The 13375-nt window shown below is 68.3% G+C and carries 15 protein-coding genes; 2 read left to right on the forward strand and 13 right to left on the reverse strand.

The genetic code is table 11. The features are described 5' to 3' along the window. The first annotated feature begins 49 nt into the window (after window positions 1–49). Window positions 50–1057 carry an aldo/keto reductase gene (locus AC1IQ6_RS06175; RefSeq protein WP_168202206.1) on the forward strand — a complete coding sequence of 336 codons (1008 nt, stop codon included), beginning with the start codon at window positions 50–52 and terminating at the stop codon, window positions 1055–1057. Between the two features lie 12 nt (window positions 1058–1069). On the opposite strand, the gene lnt is transcribed toward AC1IQ6_RS06175, so the two are convergent. From lnt to miaB, 5 genes are all read right to left on the reverse strand, one after another. Next, a complete protein-coding gene (gene lnt / locus AC1IQ6_RS06180; RefSeq protein WP_209167042.1) occupies window positions 1070–2698 on the reverse strand; it encodes an apolipoprotein N-acyltransferase in 1629 nt (542 codons plus the stop codon). After that, window positions 2695–3585, reverse strand: a complete 891-nt coding sequence (locus AC1IQ6_RS06185; RefSeq protein WP_102773714.1) for a CorC family transporter — start codon at window positions 3583–3585, stop codon at window positions 2695–2697. The genes lnt and AC1IQ6_RS06185 overlap by 4 nt, the downstream gene beginning before the upstream one ends. A 154-nt stretch (window positions 3586–3739) precedes the next feature. Further along, a complete protein-coding gene (gene ybeY, locus AC1IQ6_RS06190; RefSeq protein WP_168202167.1) occupies window positions 3740–4228 on the reverse strand; it encodes an rRNA maturation RNase YbeY in 489 nt (162 codons plus the stop codon). Window positions 4229–4231: 3 nt separating this feature from the next. Beyond that, window positions 4232–5257 carry a PhoH family protein gene (locus tag AC1IQ6_RS06195; RefSeq protein WP_102773713.1) on the reverse strand — a complete coding sequence of 342 codons (1026 nt, stop codon included), beginning with the start codon at window positions 5255–5257 and terminating at the stop codon, window positions 4232–4234. Then, a complete protein-coding gene (gene miaB, locus AC1IQ6_RS06200; protein ID WP_102773712.1) occupies window positions 5254–6687 on the reverse strand; it encodes a tRNA (N6-isopentenyl adenosine(37)-C2)-methylthiotransferase MiaB in 1434 nt (477 codons plus the stop codon). The genes AC1IQ6_RS06195 and miaB overlap by 4 nt, the downstream gene beginning before the upstream one ends. Window positions 6688–6859: 172 nt before the next feature. Between miaB and AC1IQ6_RS06205 the strand changes: the two genes are divergently transcribed. Continuing rightward, the gene (locus AC1IQ6_RS06205) at window positions 6860–7642 is read left to right on the forward strand and encodes a phosphatase PAP2 family protein (protein ID WP_111825671.1); all 783 of its coding nucleotides are present in this window, start codon (window positions 6860–6862) and stop codon (window positions 7640–7642) included. 17 nt (window positions 7643–7659) lie between these two features. On the opposite strand, the gene AC1IQ6_RS06210 is transcribed toward AC1IQ6_RS06205, so the two are convergent. From AC1IQ6_RS06210 to AC1IQ6_RS06245, 8 genes are all read right to left on the reverse strand, one after another. Then, window positions 7660–8370 carry an alanyl-tRNA editing protein gene (locus AC1IQ6_RS06210; RefSeq protein WP_111825670.1) on the reverse strand — a complete coding sequence of 237 codons (711 nt, stop codon included), beginning with the start codon at window positions 8368–8370 and terminating at the stop codon, window positions 7660–7662. A gap of 48 nt (window positions 8371–8418) precedes the next feature. After that, a complete protein-coding gene (locus AC1IQ6_RS06215; RefSeq protein WP_102773709.1) occupies window positions 8419–9096 on the reverse strand; it encodes a VOC family protein in 678 nt (225 codons plus the stop codon). A 29-nt stretch (window positions 9097–9125) separates the two neighbouring features. Then, complete coding sequence (locus AC1IQ6_RS06220) at window positions 9126–9728, reverse strand: ATP-dependent Clp protease proteolytic subunit (protein ID WP_485866021.1); 603 nt, start codon at window positions 9726–9728, stop codon at window positions 9126–9128. Window positions 9729–9761: 33 nt separating this feature from the next. Further along, window positions 9762–10106, reverse strand: coding sequence for an SRPBCC family protein (locus AC1IQ6_RS06225; protein ID WP_102773707.1), 345 nt, complete (start codon window positions 10104–10106; stop codon window positions 9762–9764). Continuing rightward, a complete protein-coding gene (locus tag AC1IQ6_RS06230; RefSeq protein ID WP_102773706.1) occupies window positions 10103–10417 on the reverse strand; it encodes an ArsR/SmtB family transcription factor in 315 nt (104 codons plus the stop codon). The genes AC1IQ6_RS06225 and AC1IQ6_RS06230 overlap by 4 nt, the downstream gene beginning before the upstream one ends. Before the next feature lie 43 nt (window positions 10418–10460). Then, window positions 10461–11381 carry a CAAX protease gene (locus tag AC1IQ6_RS06235; protein ID WP_485866022.1) on the reverse strand — a complete coding sequence of 307 codons (921 nt, stop codon included), beginning with the start codon at window positions 11379–11381 and terminating at the stop codon, window positions 10461–10463. Between the two features lie 484 nt (window positions 11382–11865). Further along, window positions 11866–12114 (reverse strand): DUF2274 domain-containing protein, encoded by a 249-nt coding sequence (locus AC1IQ6_RS06240; protein WP_008642645.1) that lies wholly within the window; start codon window positions 12112–12114, stop codon window positions 11866–11868. Next, entirely contained in the window at window positions 12111–13373 is a 1263-nt protein-coding gene (locus AC1IQ6_RS06245) for a TraB/TrbI/VirB10 family type IV secretion system protein (RefSeq protein WP_034201268.1), read from the reverse strand. The genes AC1IQ6_RS06240 and AC1IQ6_RS06245 overlap by 4 nt, the downstream gene beginning before the upstream one ends. Window positions 13374–13375 lie beyond the last annotated feature (2 nt).

Here is a 13375-nt window from a genome sequence, read left to right on the forward strand (position 1 = left end):
CGCGATGAGCAGGACTTCTTTTCCCACGCGCCCGCTGGGCAGCACCGGCATGGCGATCACCCGCATCGGCCTGGGCGCCTGGGCCATCGGCGGCAACGGCTGGGCGGTGGGCTGGGGCCCGCAGGACGATGCCGATTCCATCGCCGCGATCCGCAGGGCCGTGGAGCGCGGCATCAACTGGATCGACACCGCGGCGGTGTACGGCCTGGGCCATTCCGAAGAAATCGTGCGCCGCGCGCTGGCGCAGATGCCGGCAGCGGAACGGCCGTACGTATTCACCAAGTGCGGCCTGACCTGGTCCGCCGAGCAGCCGCAGGCCATGCCGCGGCGCACCGGCGCGCCGGCCAGCATCCGGCGCGAACTGGAGGACTCGCTGCGCCGCCTGGGGGTGGAGCGCATCGACCTCTACCAGATGCACTGGCCGGCGGGCGACGGCACGCCGCTGGAGGCGTACTGGCAGGAGCTGCTGGACCTCAAGCGCGAGGGCAAGGTGCGGGCGGTGGGACTGTCGAACCACAATCTCGCGCAACTGCAGCACGCCGAGGCGCTGGGCCACGTGGACACGCTGCAGCCGCCGTTCTCGGCCATCCAGCGCGGCGCCGGCGGCGACCTGATTCCCTGGTGCGCGCGCAACGGCACCGGCGTCATCGTCTACAGCCCGATGCAGTCCGGCCTGCTGACCGGGCGCTTCAGCCTGGAGCGCGCCCGCGCGCTGCCGGCCGACGACTGGCGCGCGCGCAACGCGGAATTCGCCACGCCCAACATCGAGCGCAACCTGGCGCTGGCCGAGGCCTTCAAGCCGGTCGCCGAGCGCCACGGCGCGACCGTCGCCGCGGTGGCGGCGGGCTGGACGCTGGCCTGGCCGGGCGTGACCGGGGCCATCGTGGGCGCGCGCAGCGCGGCGCAGGTGGACGGGCTGCTGGGCGCCGCGGAGCTGGAACTGGACAGCGAGGACATGGACGCCATCGCCGAGGCGATCGAGCGCAGCGGCGCGGGCTTCGGCCCGCTGCGCCCGCCCGAAGAGAACGGCGCGCTGCCGGATTATCTGTTCGCCTGAGCGCGCGTACGTTTACGCGCGGCGGCTCTTGCGGCCGCTGCCCACGGCCGCGATCAGCGCCAGCCCGATCAGGGCCAGCGCGGTCTTGTCGCCGAAGCGGGCGTAGGGCGTCAGGCCCGTCATGCCCTGCACGGACACCGGCAGCACGCCGGCCTGCAGCGGCGCAAGCTGCGCCGCCACGCGGCCCTTGGCGTCGATGGCGGCGGTGATGCCGGTATTGGTCGAGGTCAGCATGGGCCGCGCCGTTTCGATGGTGCGCAGGCGGCCGATCTGCAGGTGCTGGCGCAGCGCCCAGGTGTCGCCGAACCAGCCCAGGTTGCTGACGTTCACCAGGATGGTGGCGCCCGGTTCGCCGTTGGGGCCGGGCTGCAGCGCGGGCAGCAGGTCGGGGCCGAACAGGTCTTCGTAGCAGATGTTGAACGCGATGTGCTGGCCGCCCACGGCGAACGGCGCCTGGCGCCGCGCGCCGCGGTCGAAGTCGCCCAGCGGAATGTTCAGCATGTCGACGAACCAGTGAAAGCCCGGCGGCACGTATTCGCCCCAGGGCACCAGATGGCGCTTGTCGTAGCGCATCGCGGTGGCGCCGGCCACCAGGTGCTCCACCGGCGTATTGCCGTCGAAGCCCATGACGCTGTTGGTGTAGCGGTCGCGCCCGTCCACGCGGTCGTGCAGCGGCACGCCCATGGCGATGACGGTATTGCGCTGCGCGGCCACGCCGCGCCAGGCGTCCCAGACGCGCGGATCGAGCTGGTCCTGGAAAACGGGCAGCACGGTCTCCGGCAGGATGACCAGTTGCGGATCGGGCACGCCGGGCGCCGGCGGCATGGCCGCCAGGTCCAGGTGGCGCACCAGGCTTTGTTCCAGCAGCGCCGGGTCGAATTTCTGCGATTGCTCGATATTGCCCTGGACCAGTCGCACGTTGAGCGGCTCGCCCGCGGGCGCCGACCAGTCGATGCGCGACAGCGGCCAGCCGGCCGCGGCCAGCGCCAGCGCGATGCCGGCGGCCAGCGCGTGGCGCGAGCCCTGCCGCGATTTTTTCGAGGGCTGCCACAGGCTGGCGAGCGCGGCGGCGGCGAAGGCGGAAATGAACGCCATGCCGTGCACGCCCAGCAGCGGCGCCCAGCCGGCGATGGGGCCGTCGACCTGGGCGTAGCCGATGTTCAGCCACGGAAAGCCCGTCAGCAGCACGGCGCGCAGCCATTCGAACGCCGCCCACATCGCGGCCCAGGCCAGGGTCGCCGACAGGATGCGCGCGGGCGCGGCGTCCGGCGCCAGCGGCGCGTAGCGGCGCGCCAGCGCGCCGGCGGTGGCCGGAAACAGCGCCAGGAAAGCCGACAGCGCCAGCACCGCCGCCACCGACAGCGGCGCCGACAGGTCGCCGTAGCGGTGCAGGCTGATGAAGATCCAGTACAGCCCCAGCGCGTAAGTGCCGAAGCCGAACAGCCAGCCGCGGCCCCAGGCCTGGCGGGCCGAGGGCGCGTACAGCGTCACGCGCGCGGCGATGGCCAGCATCAGGATCTGGGTGCCGGCCAGCGCCCAGTCGGGCAGGGGGCCGGGCGAGAAAGTCAGGGCGTGCACGGCGCCGGCCAATAGCAGGCCGGCGGCGCCGCGCAGGATGCGGCCGCGCGTGGGACTCGTCATGCGTCGGTAGAGGGCAGGGAGGCTGAGGGGGGAGCGTTGCGCTTGACGCGCAGCCAGATGGCGCGGCGCGCGTCGCCGCGCGCCACTTCGAGGCGCAGGCCGTCGAATTCGGCGGTGTCGCCGCGGCGCGGGATGCGGCCGAGCTGGCCGCCCATCCAGCCGCCGACGCTGTCGTACTCGTCGTCGGGCAGCTGGCAGCCAAATACTTCGTTGAAATGCGAGATATCGGTGGCGGCCAGGACGCGCCACTGGTTCTCGCCTTCAGGGAAGATGGAGTCTTCCTCGGTTTCGTCGAATTCGTCTTCGATGTCGCCGACGATCTGTTCCAGCACGTCTTCCATCGTGACCAGGCCGGAGATGCCGCCGTGCTCGTCGATGACGATGGCCTGGTGGTTGCGGCTGGCGCGGAACTCGTGCAGCAGCACGTTCAGGCGCTTGGATTCCGGAATGAACACGGCCGGGCGCACCAGCGTGCGCACTTCGATGCCGGGTTCCAGCATGCAGCGCAGCAGGTCCTTGGCCAGCAGGATGCCGATGATGTTGTCGCGGTCGCCTTCGTAGACGGGAAAGCGCGAGTGCGCGGTCTCGATGACCGAGGCGACCAGATGGGCGAGGGGCTGGGTGACGTCGAGCAGGTCCATGCGCGAGCGCGGGACCATGATGTCGCCGACGGTGCCTTCGGACACGGCCAGCGCGCCCTTGATCATTTTGTAGGACTCGGCATCGAGCAGTTCACGCTCGTGCGCGGCTTCCAGGACGGCCTTGATGCCTTCGCGGTCCTCGGGCTCGCGGCGCACGAGGGAAAGCAGGCGGTCTAGAAGGGATTTGGTGGCGGGTTTGGTAGAGCGAGCAGGCGTCGCTTCAGGAGCAGGGTAAGGGTCAGACATCGTCCGGGAGGACAGGTTGCGGAACGGCCAGCATAACCGAAACTGGCTTCCAATTTGTAACGCGGTGGTCCGAAATGCGCGGAACCCCCGCCATCTGCGCCTTGCTGCACGCCATTTTTCGGCAATTTCTCAGGGTTGTCCCGAGGGGCCGTTTTCAGGACTCAAGGTAGGGGTCTGCGATGCCCATGGCGGCCAGCGTGGCGGTTTCCAGCGCTTCCATGCGCTTGGCCTCGCGGGCCTTGATGTGGTCGTAGCCCAGCGCGTGCAGCACGCCGTGGACGGTCAGGTGGGCGGCGTGGTCCAGCAGCTGCTTGCGCTGTTCGCGGGCCTCGCGCACCAGCACCGGCACGCACATGACGATGTCGCCGCGGGCCACGCCCAGCGGGTCCACGCCGTATTCGAAGGTGAGCACGTTGGTGGCGTAGTCGCGCCCGCGGAAATCGCGGTTCAGGCGCCGGCCCTCGGCCGCGCCGACCAGGCGCAGGCTGAGCTCGGCGGCCGAGAATTCCACCAGGCCGTCGCCGGCCGCGCCGGCCAGCGCGCGTTCGGCCCAGCGGCGCAGGCGCCAGCGCGGCAGCCGGTCTTCCTGCACGCCGTACTGCACCGACAGCGACAGTCCGGGCTTCGCGGGATCACTGTGCACGGGTCACTCCTCGCTTTCCGCGGCGCGGTCGTAGGCGTCGACGATGCGCGCGACCAGCGGATGGCGCACCACGTCCCGGCTGGTGAAGCGGGTGGTGGCGATGCCCTGCACGTCGTGCAGCACCTTGACCGCGTGCGCCAGGCCGCTGTCCTGGCCGCGCGGCAGGTCCACCTGGGACGGATCGCCGGTGATGACGGCCTTGCTGCCGAAACCGATGCGGGTCAGGAACATCTTCATCTGTTCCGGCGTGGTGTTCTGCGCCTCGTCCAGGATGACGAAGGCGTGGTTCAGCGTGCGTCCGCGCATATAGGCCAGCGGCGCGATTTCGATGGTCTGCTTTTCGAACAGGCGCTGCACCTTCTCGAAGCCCATCAGGTCGTAGAGCGCGTCATACAGCGGCCGCAGGTACGGATCGACCTTCTGCGCCAGGTCGCCGGGCAGAAAGCCCAGGCGCTCGCCGGCCTCGACCGCCGGGCGCGTCAGCACCAGGCGCTGCACGGTGTCGCGCTCCATCGCGTCGATGGCGCAGGCCACCGCCAGCCAGGTCTTGCCGGTGCCGGCCGGGCCGACGCCGAAGGTGATGTCGTGCTTGAGGATGTTGTTGAGGTAGTCGCGCTGGCGCGGCGTGCGCGGACGCAGGTCGCTGCGCTTGGTGCGCAGCGCGATGCCGTCGCTTTCGTCGTCCAGCGGCGGCAGCGGGTCCAGCGCCTGGGCCTGCTCTTCCTTCAGCTGCGCTTCCTGGCGGCCGACGCCGATCTCGACCAGCCCCAGCTGGATGTCGTCGACCGACAGCGCGCGGTGCACGGCCTGTTCATGGAAGCGGCGCAGGACGCGGGCGGCCAGCTCGGCCAGTTCGCCCTCTATCGTGACGCGGCTGCCGCGGCGCGACAGCTTGACGTTCATGCCGTCGGCCAGCTGCCGCAGGTTTTCGTCCAGCGGGCCGCAGAGGTTGGCCAGATGGGTGTTGTCGCCGTCCAGGACGACGACGGCGGGCATGCTGCGACGGGCGCGGGAGCGGGGTGTGGTCATTCGGCCTCTGGGGAATCGCGGTCCACGTCGGCCACCCGCGCGCGCAGCGAATTGGTGTGCGCTTCGGTGATGATGACGTCGACCATTTGTCCGATGAGCCGCGCGGGAGCGGCGAAGTTGACGATGCGGTTGTTCTCGGTGCGGCCCATCAGTTCGTTGGGGTCGCGCCGCGACGGGCCCTCGACCAGCAGGCGCTGGCGGGTGCCGATCATGTTGCGGGCGATTTCGGCGGCCTGCTGGTTGATCAGCGCCTGCAGGCGCTGCAGGCGGCGCAGCTTGACGTCCTGCGGGGTGTCGTCGTGCAGGTCGGCCGCGGGCGTGCCCGGACGGCGCGAATACACGAACGAGAACGAGGTGTCGAAACCGACGTCCTCGATCAGCTTCATGGTCTTTTCGAAGTCTTCCTCGGTCTCGCCCGGGAAGCCGACGATGAAGTCCGAGGACAGCGTCAGGTTCGGACGGGCGGCGCGCAGCCGGCGCACCACGGACTTGAACTCCAGCGTGGTGTAGCCGCGCTTCATCGCGGCCAGCACGCGGTCGCTGCCGGCCTGCACCGGCAGGTGCAGGAACGACACCAGCTTGGGCAGGCGGGCGTAGGCGTCCACCATGCGCTGGGTCATTTCCTTGGGGTGCGAGGTGGTGTAGCGGATTCGTTCGATGCCGGGAATCTCGTGCACGTATTCCAGCAGCATGGCGAAGTCGGCGATTTCGCCGCTGTCGGCCATGCGCCCGCGGTAGGCGTTGACGTTCTGGCCCAGCAGCGTCACTTCCTTGACGCCCTGGTCGGCCAGGTCGGCCACCTCGACCAGCACGTCCTCGAAGGGACGCGAGACTTCCTCGCCGCGGGTGTAGGGCACCACACAGAAGCTGCAGTACTTGCTGCAGCCTTCCATGATGGACACGAAGGCCGTGGCGCCCTCGACGCGCGGCGGCGGCATGTTGTCGAACTTCTCGATCTCCGGGAAGCTGATGTCCACCTGCGAGCGGCCCTCGGCGCGGCGGCGCTGGATCAGCTCGGGCAGGCGGTGCAGCGTCTGCGGACCGAACACCACATCCACGTAGGGCGCGCGCTTGACGATGGCCTCGCCTTCCTGGCTGGCCACGCAGCCGCCCACGCCGATCACCAGATCCGGGTTGATCTTCTTCAGGTGCTGCACGCGGCCCAGGTCGGAGAACACTTTCTCCTGCGCCTTTTCGCGCACCGAACAGGTGTTGAACAGGATGACGTCGGCTTCTTCCGGGTCGTCGGTCAGCTCCAGCCCCTGGTCGCCGCGCAGCACGTCGGCCATCTTGTCGGAGTCGTACTCGTTCATCTGGCACCCGAAAGTGCGGATGTACAGCTTGCGGGGGGAGCCGCTGCCTGCGGTCATGGGCGCGTCGGCCGCGCCGTCGTGCGCGGCGTTCGCGCGCTTGATGGAGATTTCTTGCATGGTGGTCGCCGTGACGGGTGTAGATCCCGGGGGCAGAAAGAGGGGAAACGCGGAATTTTAACCCTTGCGTGAAATTTGTTTCTTGGAATGCGGCGCAAGGGCCGTTACGATAGCGTGCCCGCCGCCATTCAGGCGGTTGTAACCAATCTCATTCCCCCCGATAGCGGTGCCGATGACCCCCAATCCCCCGATTCCTCCGGTATCCGTCGCCGGGGCCGAAAGCGCCGCCGGCGCGCCCGCGGCAGGCAGCTGGCGTAATCCGTTTTCGCCGCTGACCTGGGTGCTGCTGGGCTGCGCGCTGGCGCTGGCCGCCGGCGCCAGCGCCCTGTGGATAGACCTGCCCCTGGCCGTGTGGATCAAGCAGTCGGTGACCGAGAACGTGAACGAATCGTTCGAATGGGTGGGCGAACTGGGCGAAAGCGGCCGCTACATCGGCGTGGCGCTGGCGTTCTACGTGATCGGCCTGGTCGGCCTGGCGCGCGGCTGGCGCAATCCCATGCGCATGAGCTATGCCAGCATGGCCCGCGGCAGCCTGCTGATGCTCTCCACCATGGCGGTGGGCGGGCTGGTGGTGCTGGTGCTCAAGCGTTCGGTGGCGCGCGCGCGCCCCGAGCTCTATTTCGAGCAAGGCGTCTACGGGCTGGGCGAATCGTTCTCGCGCTCGCAGCTGTTCAACTCCTTCCCGTCCAGCCACACCTACGCGGCGTTCGCCGTGGCCGTGGTGCTGGGCATCCTGGCGCCGCGCTGGCGCTGGGTCTTCCTGCTGCTGGCCGCGCTGGTGGCCGTCAGCCGGCTGGTCAACCTGGACCACTATCTGTCCGACGTCATGACCGCCGCCGGCATCGCGGTGCTGGTGGGCCACATGCTGGCGCCGCGTGTGCTGGACGGACGCTACCAATGGCCGCTGCGCGCGCCGTGGCGCTGGTGGCGCAAGAGCCCCGGCCCGCAAGCCTGAGGCCCGGGCGCCCCGGCTCAGGCGAAGTTCACCACCACGCGCCGGTTGCTGCGGCTTTTCTTTTCGATCTTGGTCACGGCCACGGCGCCGATTTCGGCCGTATTGGCCACGTGCGTGCCGCCGCAGGGCTGGCGGTCCACGCCGGGAATCTCGACGATGCGGATGCTGGCGGTGCCGGCCGGCGGCGCCGCGCCCACGGTGCGCACCAGGTCCGGCTCGGCCGCCAGCTGTTCCGGCGTGATGGTGTCGACGCTGACGCCGATGGCGGCGCCGACCAGCGCGTTCAGGCGCTCGGTCAGGTCGGCCTTGTCCAGCGTGGACTCGGGCAGGTCGAAATCGATGCGCGCCGAATCGGGCGAGATATTGCAGCCGGTCACCGGCGCCGGCACCAGCGATCCCAGCAAGTGCAGACAGGTATGCAGGCGCATGAGCCGGTGGCGCCGCGGCCAGTCTATGGCCACCGTCACCCGCTCGCCCACCTGGGGCAGCGCGTCGCCTTGCGGCACGTGCAGGATGCGCTGGCGGTCGTCCGCGTACAGCGTATCGGCTAGCATCAGCACGCGGCCGTCGGCCAGGGTCAGCGTGCCGCTGTCGCCGGCCTGTCCGCCGCTGCGCGCATAGCAGACGGTCTCGTCGAGTTCGATGCCTTCGGGACCGACCGCGACCACGGTGGCCTCGCACCGGTCCAGGTAGGGGTCTTCGTCGAATCGCTTGCGCGGGGCGGGCATGGATGGATCTCCTCCGGATAGGGTGTCAAAGGGATGCGCAAGAGGCGCTCAGGACAGGGTCCGCAGGCCTTGCGCCGTTGCGATCTGCGCGCTGAGGCGGGGCGGGCCGTCGGCCTGTTCCAGTTCGATGAGGTGGTCCGCGCCCATCCAGGCCAGGCCCTGGCGCAGCAGCCCGGCCTGCGGATGGCTGCCGCTCAGCCGCAGCAGCGCCAGGTCCTGGCGCGGCAGGCTCACGCCGGGGTAGTCCGGCACGTCCCATTGGATCAGCGTGGGCAGCAGGCCGTCGCCCGCGGCAACGCCGGCCTCGCGCCAGGCCGGCAGGCTGCCGTCGTCCGGCACCGTCAGCCGCCAGCGCAGCGCGCCGCGCGTCATGGCGATGGCGGGGGCGAGGCGGTCGGGGTGCTCGGCCTGCATGCGGCTCAGGTCCAGCGGCGCCTCGACCCGGGCGGCCCAGTGGGCCAGGTATGGGCCCTGGGCCAGCCGGGCGCGCACGGCGTCCTGGTCCAGCCCGAACCAGCGCGGCCGCGCCGGCGGCTCGGCCCGCGGGTCGATGGCGATGACTTCCAGGTAGATGCCCTCGGCCATGCCCAGGACCCGGTTGTGGGTGCCCATGCGCGGATGGGCGCCGCCGCCGGCCGGCGCGATGCCGAGACGCTCGGCGACGTAGCGCGTGCCGCTGTCGAGGTCCGCGGCGGCGATGACGAGGTGATCGATGGCGAGTTTCATGATGGGCTATGGTAGCCCAGCATCGCGCCTCAGCCGAATTCGCGCCGCGTCAGGATACGGTCTATCAGTCCCCACTCCAGCGCTTCCTCCGCGCTCATGTAGCGGTCGCGGTCCAGGGTGCGCTCGACCTCTTCGTAGCTGCGCCCGCAGTGCTGCGCGTAGACGCGGATCACGCGGTCCTTGGTGCGCTGCATTTCCTCGGCGTGGATCAGCACGTCCGAGGCCTGGCCCTGGAAGCCGCCCAGCGGCTGGTGCACGTGCAGGCTGGAATTGGCCAGCGCGCAGCGCTCGCCGGGCTGGCCGGCCATGAGCAGGAACGAGCCCATGGAACGGGCGGTGCCCATGCACAGCGTATGCACCGGGGCGGTGATGTACTGCATGGTGTCGTACATGGCCAGGCCGCTGGTGATGACGCCGCCGGGGGAATTGATGTACAGGTGGATCGGCTTGGTGGGGTTCTCGGATTCCAGGAACAGCAGCTGGGCGCAGACCAGCGCGGCCACCGAGTCGTTGACCTCGCCGTTCAGGAAAATGATGCGCTCGCGCAGCATCCGGGAATAGATGTCGAAGGCCCGTTCGCCGCGGCCCGACTGCTCGACCACCATCGGCACGTATTGCATGACGCCCTGCATGGACTGTCTCCTGTGTTGCGTGGGTTTTCGTTTTCAGGCCGCGCACATGAACGGCGCGGCGTCGTTCGCGGCGATGCGTCCGCGGACGTCCTCCAGCGCATGGATGATCCGCAGCACGGTGCGTCCGTCGCCGGTCGGCTGCAGCTGGAAGGTCACCAGGCTTTCGAGAAAGGGCGGCTCGTTCTCGCGCAGGCGCAAGCGCAGTTCCTCGGCGGGCGTCGCATCGACCGGCTCGGGGCTGGCCAGCGCCTGGCCGGGCAGCCACTGCTCGCGGAATTCGGGGATGCTGATGGCGCGCCAGACCTTCTCGGGCGGCGCGTCCAGCTCGTACTCGAGCACGATGTCCTGGGACGGGTCTTCGGGAGCGGTCGGATTCATTGGTCCATGTCCTTGAGCAGGGCCTTCAGGGCGTCGACGCGGGCCGGCCAGTAGGCGCGGTACTTCGCCAGCCATCCGGCGATGAGCGCCAGGCCGTCGGGGTCGACCTGGTAGTTGACGTAGCGGCCCTGCCGGCTTTCCCGCACCAACCGGGCCTTGCGCAGCACGGCAAGATGCTGCGACATGGCGGGCTGGCTGATGTCCATGCCCGCGCGCAGCGCGCTGGCGTTCATGCCGCCCGCGGCCAGCTTCTCGAATATCGCGCGCCGCGTCGGATCGGCCAGGGCCTTGAAGATGTCGTTTTCGATCATGTCGATACATTAGCGGATACTTATGTATTGAGCAAGCGGTCTTTCAAGGCAGGGAAATCAGAAACGGCGCTGAGGGGCTGTGGCGCAATCGCGCAGCCAGGGTTTCGTTTCGCGCATGGCACCGCGCCACCAGTCCGGCCAGGACATCCATGGATTCAACGCGGTGTACCTGCGCCAGGTGCTGGAACCGTCGAATTTCTTCGACCGTGCAGCTGCGGCGCGCCGCCAGCAGCAGTCCGTAGACTTGCAACAGCCGTAGATTCTCCGGGTGTATCAAGCCCAGCAGCTTTTCGACCACATCGAGCTTTTCATGCAGATGCAGAAGCGCGTCCGCCTCGGTACGGACTCCATATCGTTTCCAGGCTGGTTCGTGGTGGAAGAGCCGATTGCGGAACTCGCGGACCGTGGCTACCAGATCGTGAGCCTGGGCCAGCGTGGCGCCGGCGCGGCGTACTGGCCAAGGGCCACGAAACACCTCTGACAAATGCTTGGGCCAGATCAGCCCACGCCCCATGAATTCCGCATCGAGCAGGTAGCCCCACGTCGAGAATTCCGCCTTCGCCAGAACGTCGGCGTGGCGGGGAGTGATCCGCCCACGCACATGATGGCGGCCGCGCATTTCATTGATGGTCTTGCGGGTGGCTTTGACAAAATTTTCATGCACCGCCTGCACTGCACGAGGCGGCGGCGCGTCCGCCTTGTAGCTACGATATTTCAGCTTCGAGGCCGACCACCAGAAGGCGCCCATGTCCGCGACCAGTGCCTGGTCGATGGCGTTACGCAGGGCGATCTCCACTGAGCTGACCAGCGGATACAAGGCGCTGCATACATGGACATTCCAGAGGTAGGCGCCGATCAGCTCCACGTCATTGGAAGGCCGGAAGACGCGGGCGTAGCTGGCGATGCGTTCATTGCTGATCAGCGCGTCGATCAGTACGGGACGGTATTGCAGGGTGTGAGGCATGGCCGGGCGGTCTCCAGTGTGCTCCGGCCTGTCCTGGATCAGGCTTGACCCGGACGGACAGGCGCGCGTACGATCCAGTACAGGTTGGTGATGGCTTCCAATGGGTGCGCAAGGCGCCTACGACCCATCATGTAAGACCTGATTTCACCCCGGCCTTGAGCCGGGGATTTCATTTCCAGGGACGGAAATGTCACGCGGCGCGCAATAAAAAATGTTCGGTGTCAAGTATTTTCAAGGCATCCCATTTGGCCTGAAACCTTATACGAGACAGCAAGTTAGCTCTGTATCGTGCCACCCGATGGCACCTCGGCGGTGTGGGCTAGGTGCCACATGAGAGCGTTGGGAGAGAAAGCCGGATCGCGCTACATCGGACACGGAGTGCAGCGTCGGCAACCGACCTGAACTCCCATATTACCGGCTTCCCAAACGAAGAACGCACGGCCTGGAGCCGCGCGTTCTTCATTAAATCTATGTCGGAGCATCGTCATCCTGACTTCGGGGTGGCGACGGCCTTGGCCTTGCCACCCCGCTTGAATCCCCGATCCCCCGCCATGAAGGCTTCGAGCATGTGCGGGATCAGCGTGGCCGCATCGACCGCTTCGCCATAGGTCTGCGCATGAAGAGCGGCGTACCGGTCTAGATCCATTTTCAGGCTGGCTGGACAAGCGAATGTCAGCTTGGTGCTGCTGGTCGATGGCAGCGGCCCAAGCCGGAGTTTTCTGGCCATGTTCATCGGGCACCTCCACGCTGAAGAAAGAGCGGCTGGTAAGGTCGAACCTGTAAATCCCTTGCCACGATGATCCGCACCGGCAACCCCGGCCGCGCTGTCAGCGTCGGCTGGATGTTCATGTTGCGCCGGGTCATCTCCTGCCCCACTTGGTTCACACTGTCCTGCAGACCATCGCGCCCGGCAATGACGATGCGGTTGCCGTTCTGCCGATTCTCCGGCGCGGCCAACTCGGCGCCGATACCCAGCAGCGTGGTCAGCGCCGCCCCGGCAAAGATGCGGCCCCAATGCTGATCCACTTCATCCTCCAACCCTGCGTAGCCCGCAGGATCGGTGCCGACAAGGTTGTCGAGCGTCAGCGAGGATGTGTCTGGCAAGATGATCCGGTTCCACACCATCTGCACCCGGCTCTGCCCGAAGCTCACCTGGCTGTTGTATTTGCCCAAAATGCGCGAGCCCTGCGGAATCAGCAGGAACCTGCCCGTAGCCGTGTCATAGACCGGCTCCGTCACCGTGGCGATCACATCGCCCGGCAGGTCGGACTTGATGCCTGTGACCAGCGCCGCTGCGATCACCGTCCCGGCCATCACCTGGTACGGCGAGGCTGGCATTTGGAGATTGCCGGAATTGCGAGTCTCCTTGGAGCCGCCTTTCAGGAACGCCTCTTTCTGGTCTTGCCGGTTCTGCACGGTGGTGGGATCACTGGGCTGGGCCGCCGTCGAGGCCGGACCGGCCGCCAGCGGATCGAACCCTGCCAAGGCGTTGGCCATGCCGGGTGCTCCGGGCGCCGCCTGCGCGACAGCGCCAGCGGCTTGGCCCGGCTTTCCCGAGCGGAAGAACACCGCCGAAGCCGCCGCCGCTTCGGCCTCCTTGCGCAAGGCGTCGTTGGGATCATGTCCCGGCGGCATGTAGGTGGGCTGCTGCGCCGCCACGATGGCCGGCCCCAGGTCGCCCGGCAGCGGCGGCCCCAGCTCGGGCGCCTTCGGCAGTTTCGAGTAATCGGACGGCAACCCATCCAGCCCTTCGGACTTTGAGACCCGATCCACGTTGTACAGCTCGTTCTGCCAGCCTGCGCCGCGCCGGTGCGGCTGCAGGGCCCAGATCGTGGCCCCGAGCACGGCGACCGACAGGCCGCCGGTGAGCATGGCCAGCGTGCGCCGGTTCAGGCGCGTGACCGGGCGCGGCTGGGCGCGCAACGCCATCGCTTCGGGCGCCGCCTTGCCCCCCTGAGAAGTGGCATGGTCGGGGGTGTTGTCTTGGCTCATGC

The organism is Achromobacter sp. MUI-25009338 (genome assembly GCF_057359325.1).

What these genes read in the sequence shown, in the direction of transcription:
- AC1IQ6_RS06225 (WP_102773707.1), bottom strand. Translation starts at nt 10,106, where the DNA reads ATGAATCCGACCGCTCCCGAAGACCCGTCCCAGGACATCGTGCTCGAG.
- AC1IQ6_RS06235 (WP_485866022.1), bottom strand. Translation starts at nt 11,381, where the DNA reads ATGCCTCACACCCTGCAATACCGTCCCGTACTGATCGACGCGCTGATC.
- lnt (WP_209167042.1), bottom strand. Translation starts at nt 2,698, where the DNA reads ATGACGAGTCCCACGCGCGGCCGCATCCTGCGCGGCGCCGCCGGCCTG.
- AC1IQ6_RS06210 (WP_111825670.1), bottom strand. Translation starts at nt 8,370, where the DNA reads ATGCCCGCCCCGCGCAAGCGATTCGACGAAGACCCCTACCTGGACCGG.
- AC1IQ6_RS06205 (WP_111825671.1), top strand. Translation starts at nt 6,860, where the DNA reads ATGACCCCCAATCCCCCGATTCCTCCGGTATCCGTCGCCGGGGCCGAA.
- AC1IQ6_RS06215 (WP_102773709.1), bottom strand. Translation starts at nt 9,096, where the DNA reads ATGAAACTCGCCATCGATCACCTCGTCATCGCCGCCGCGGACCTCGAC.
- AC1IQ6_RS06230 (WP_102773706.1), bottom strand. Translation starts at nt 10,417, where the DNA reads ATGATCGAAAACGACATCTTCAAGGCCCTGGCCGATCCGACGCGGCGC.
- AC1IQ6_RS06220 (WP_485866021.1), bottom strand. Translation starts at nt 9,728, where the DNA reads ATGCAGGGCGTCATGCAATACGTGCCGATGGTGGTCGAGCAGTCGGGC.
- AC1IQ6_RS06240 (WP_008642645.1), bottom strand. Translation starts at nt 12,114, where the DNA reads ATGAACATGGCCAGAAAACTCCGGCTTGGGCCGCTGCCATCGACCAGC.
- AC1IQ6_RS06245 (WP_034201268.1), bottom strand. Translation starts at nt 13,373, where the DNA reads ATGAGCCAAGACAACACCCCCGACCATGCCACTTCTCAGGGGGGCAAG.
- miaB (WP_102773712.1), bottom strand. Translation starts at nt 6,687, where the DNA reads ATGCAAGAAATCTCCATCAAGCGCGCGAACGCCGCGCACGACGGCGCG.
- AC1IQ6_RS06175 (WP_168202206.1), top strand. Translation starts at nt 50, where the DNA reads ATGGCGATCACCCGCATCGGCCTGGGCGCCTGGGCCATCGGCGGCAAC.
- AC1IQ6_RS06185 (WP_102773714.1), bottom strand. Translation starts at nt 3,585, where the DNA reads ATGTCTGACCCTTACCCTGCTCCTGAAGCGACGCCTGCTCGCTCTACC.
- AC1IQ6_RS06195 (WP_102773713.1), bottom strand. Translation starts at nt 5,257, where the DNA reads ATGACCACACCCCGCTCCCGCGCCCGTCGCAGCATGCCCGCCGTCGTC.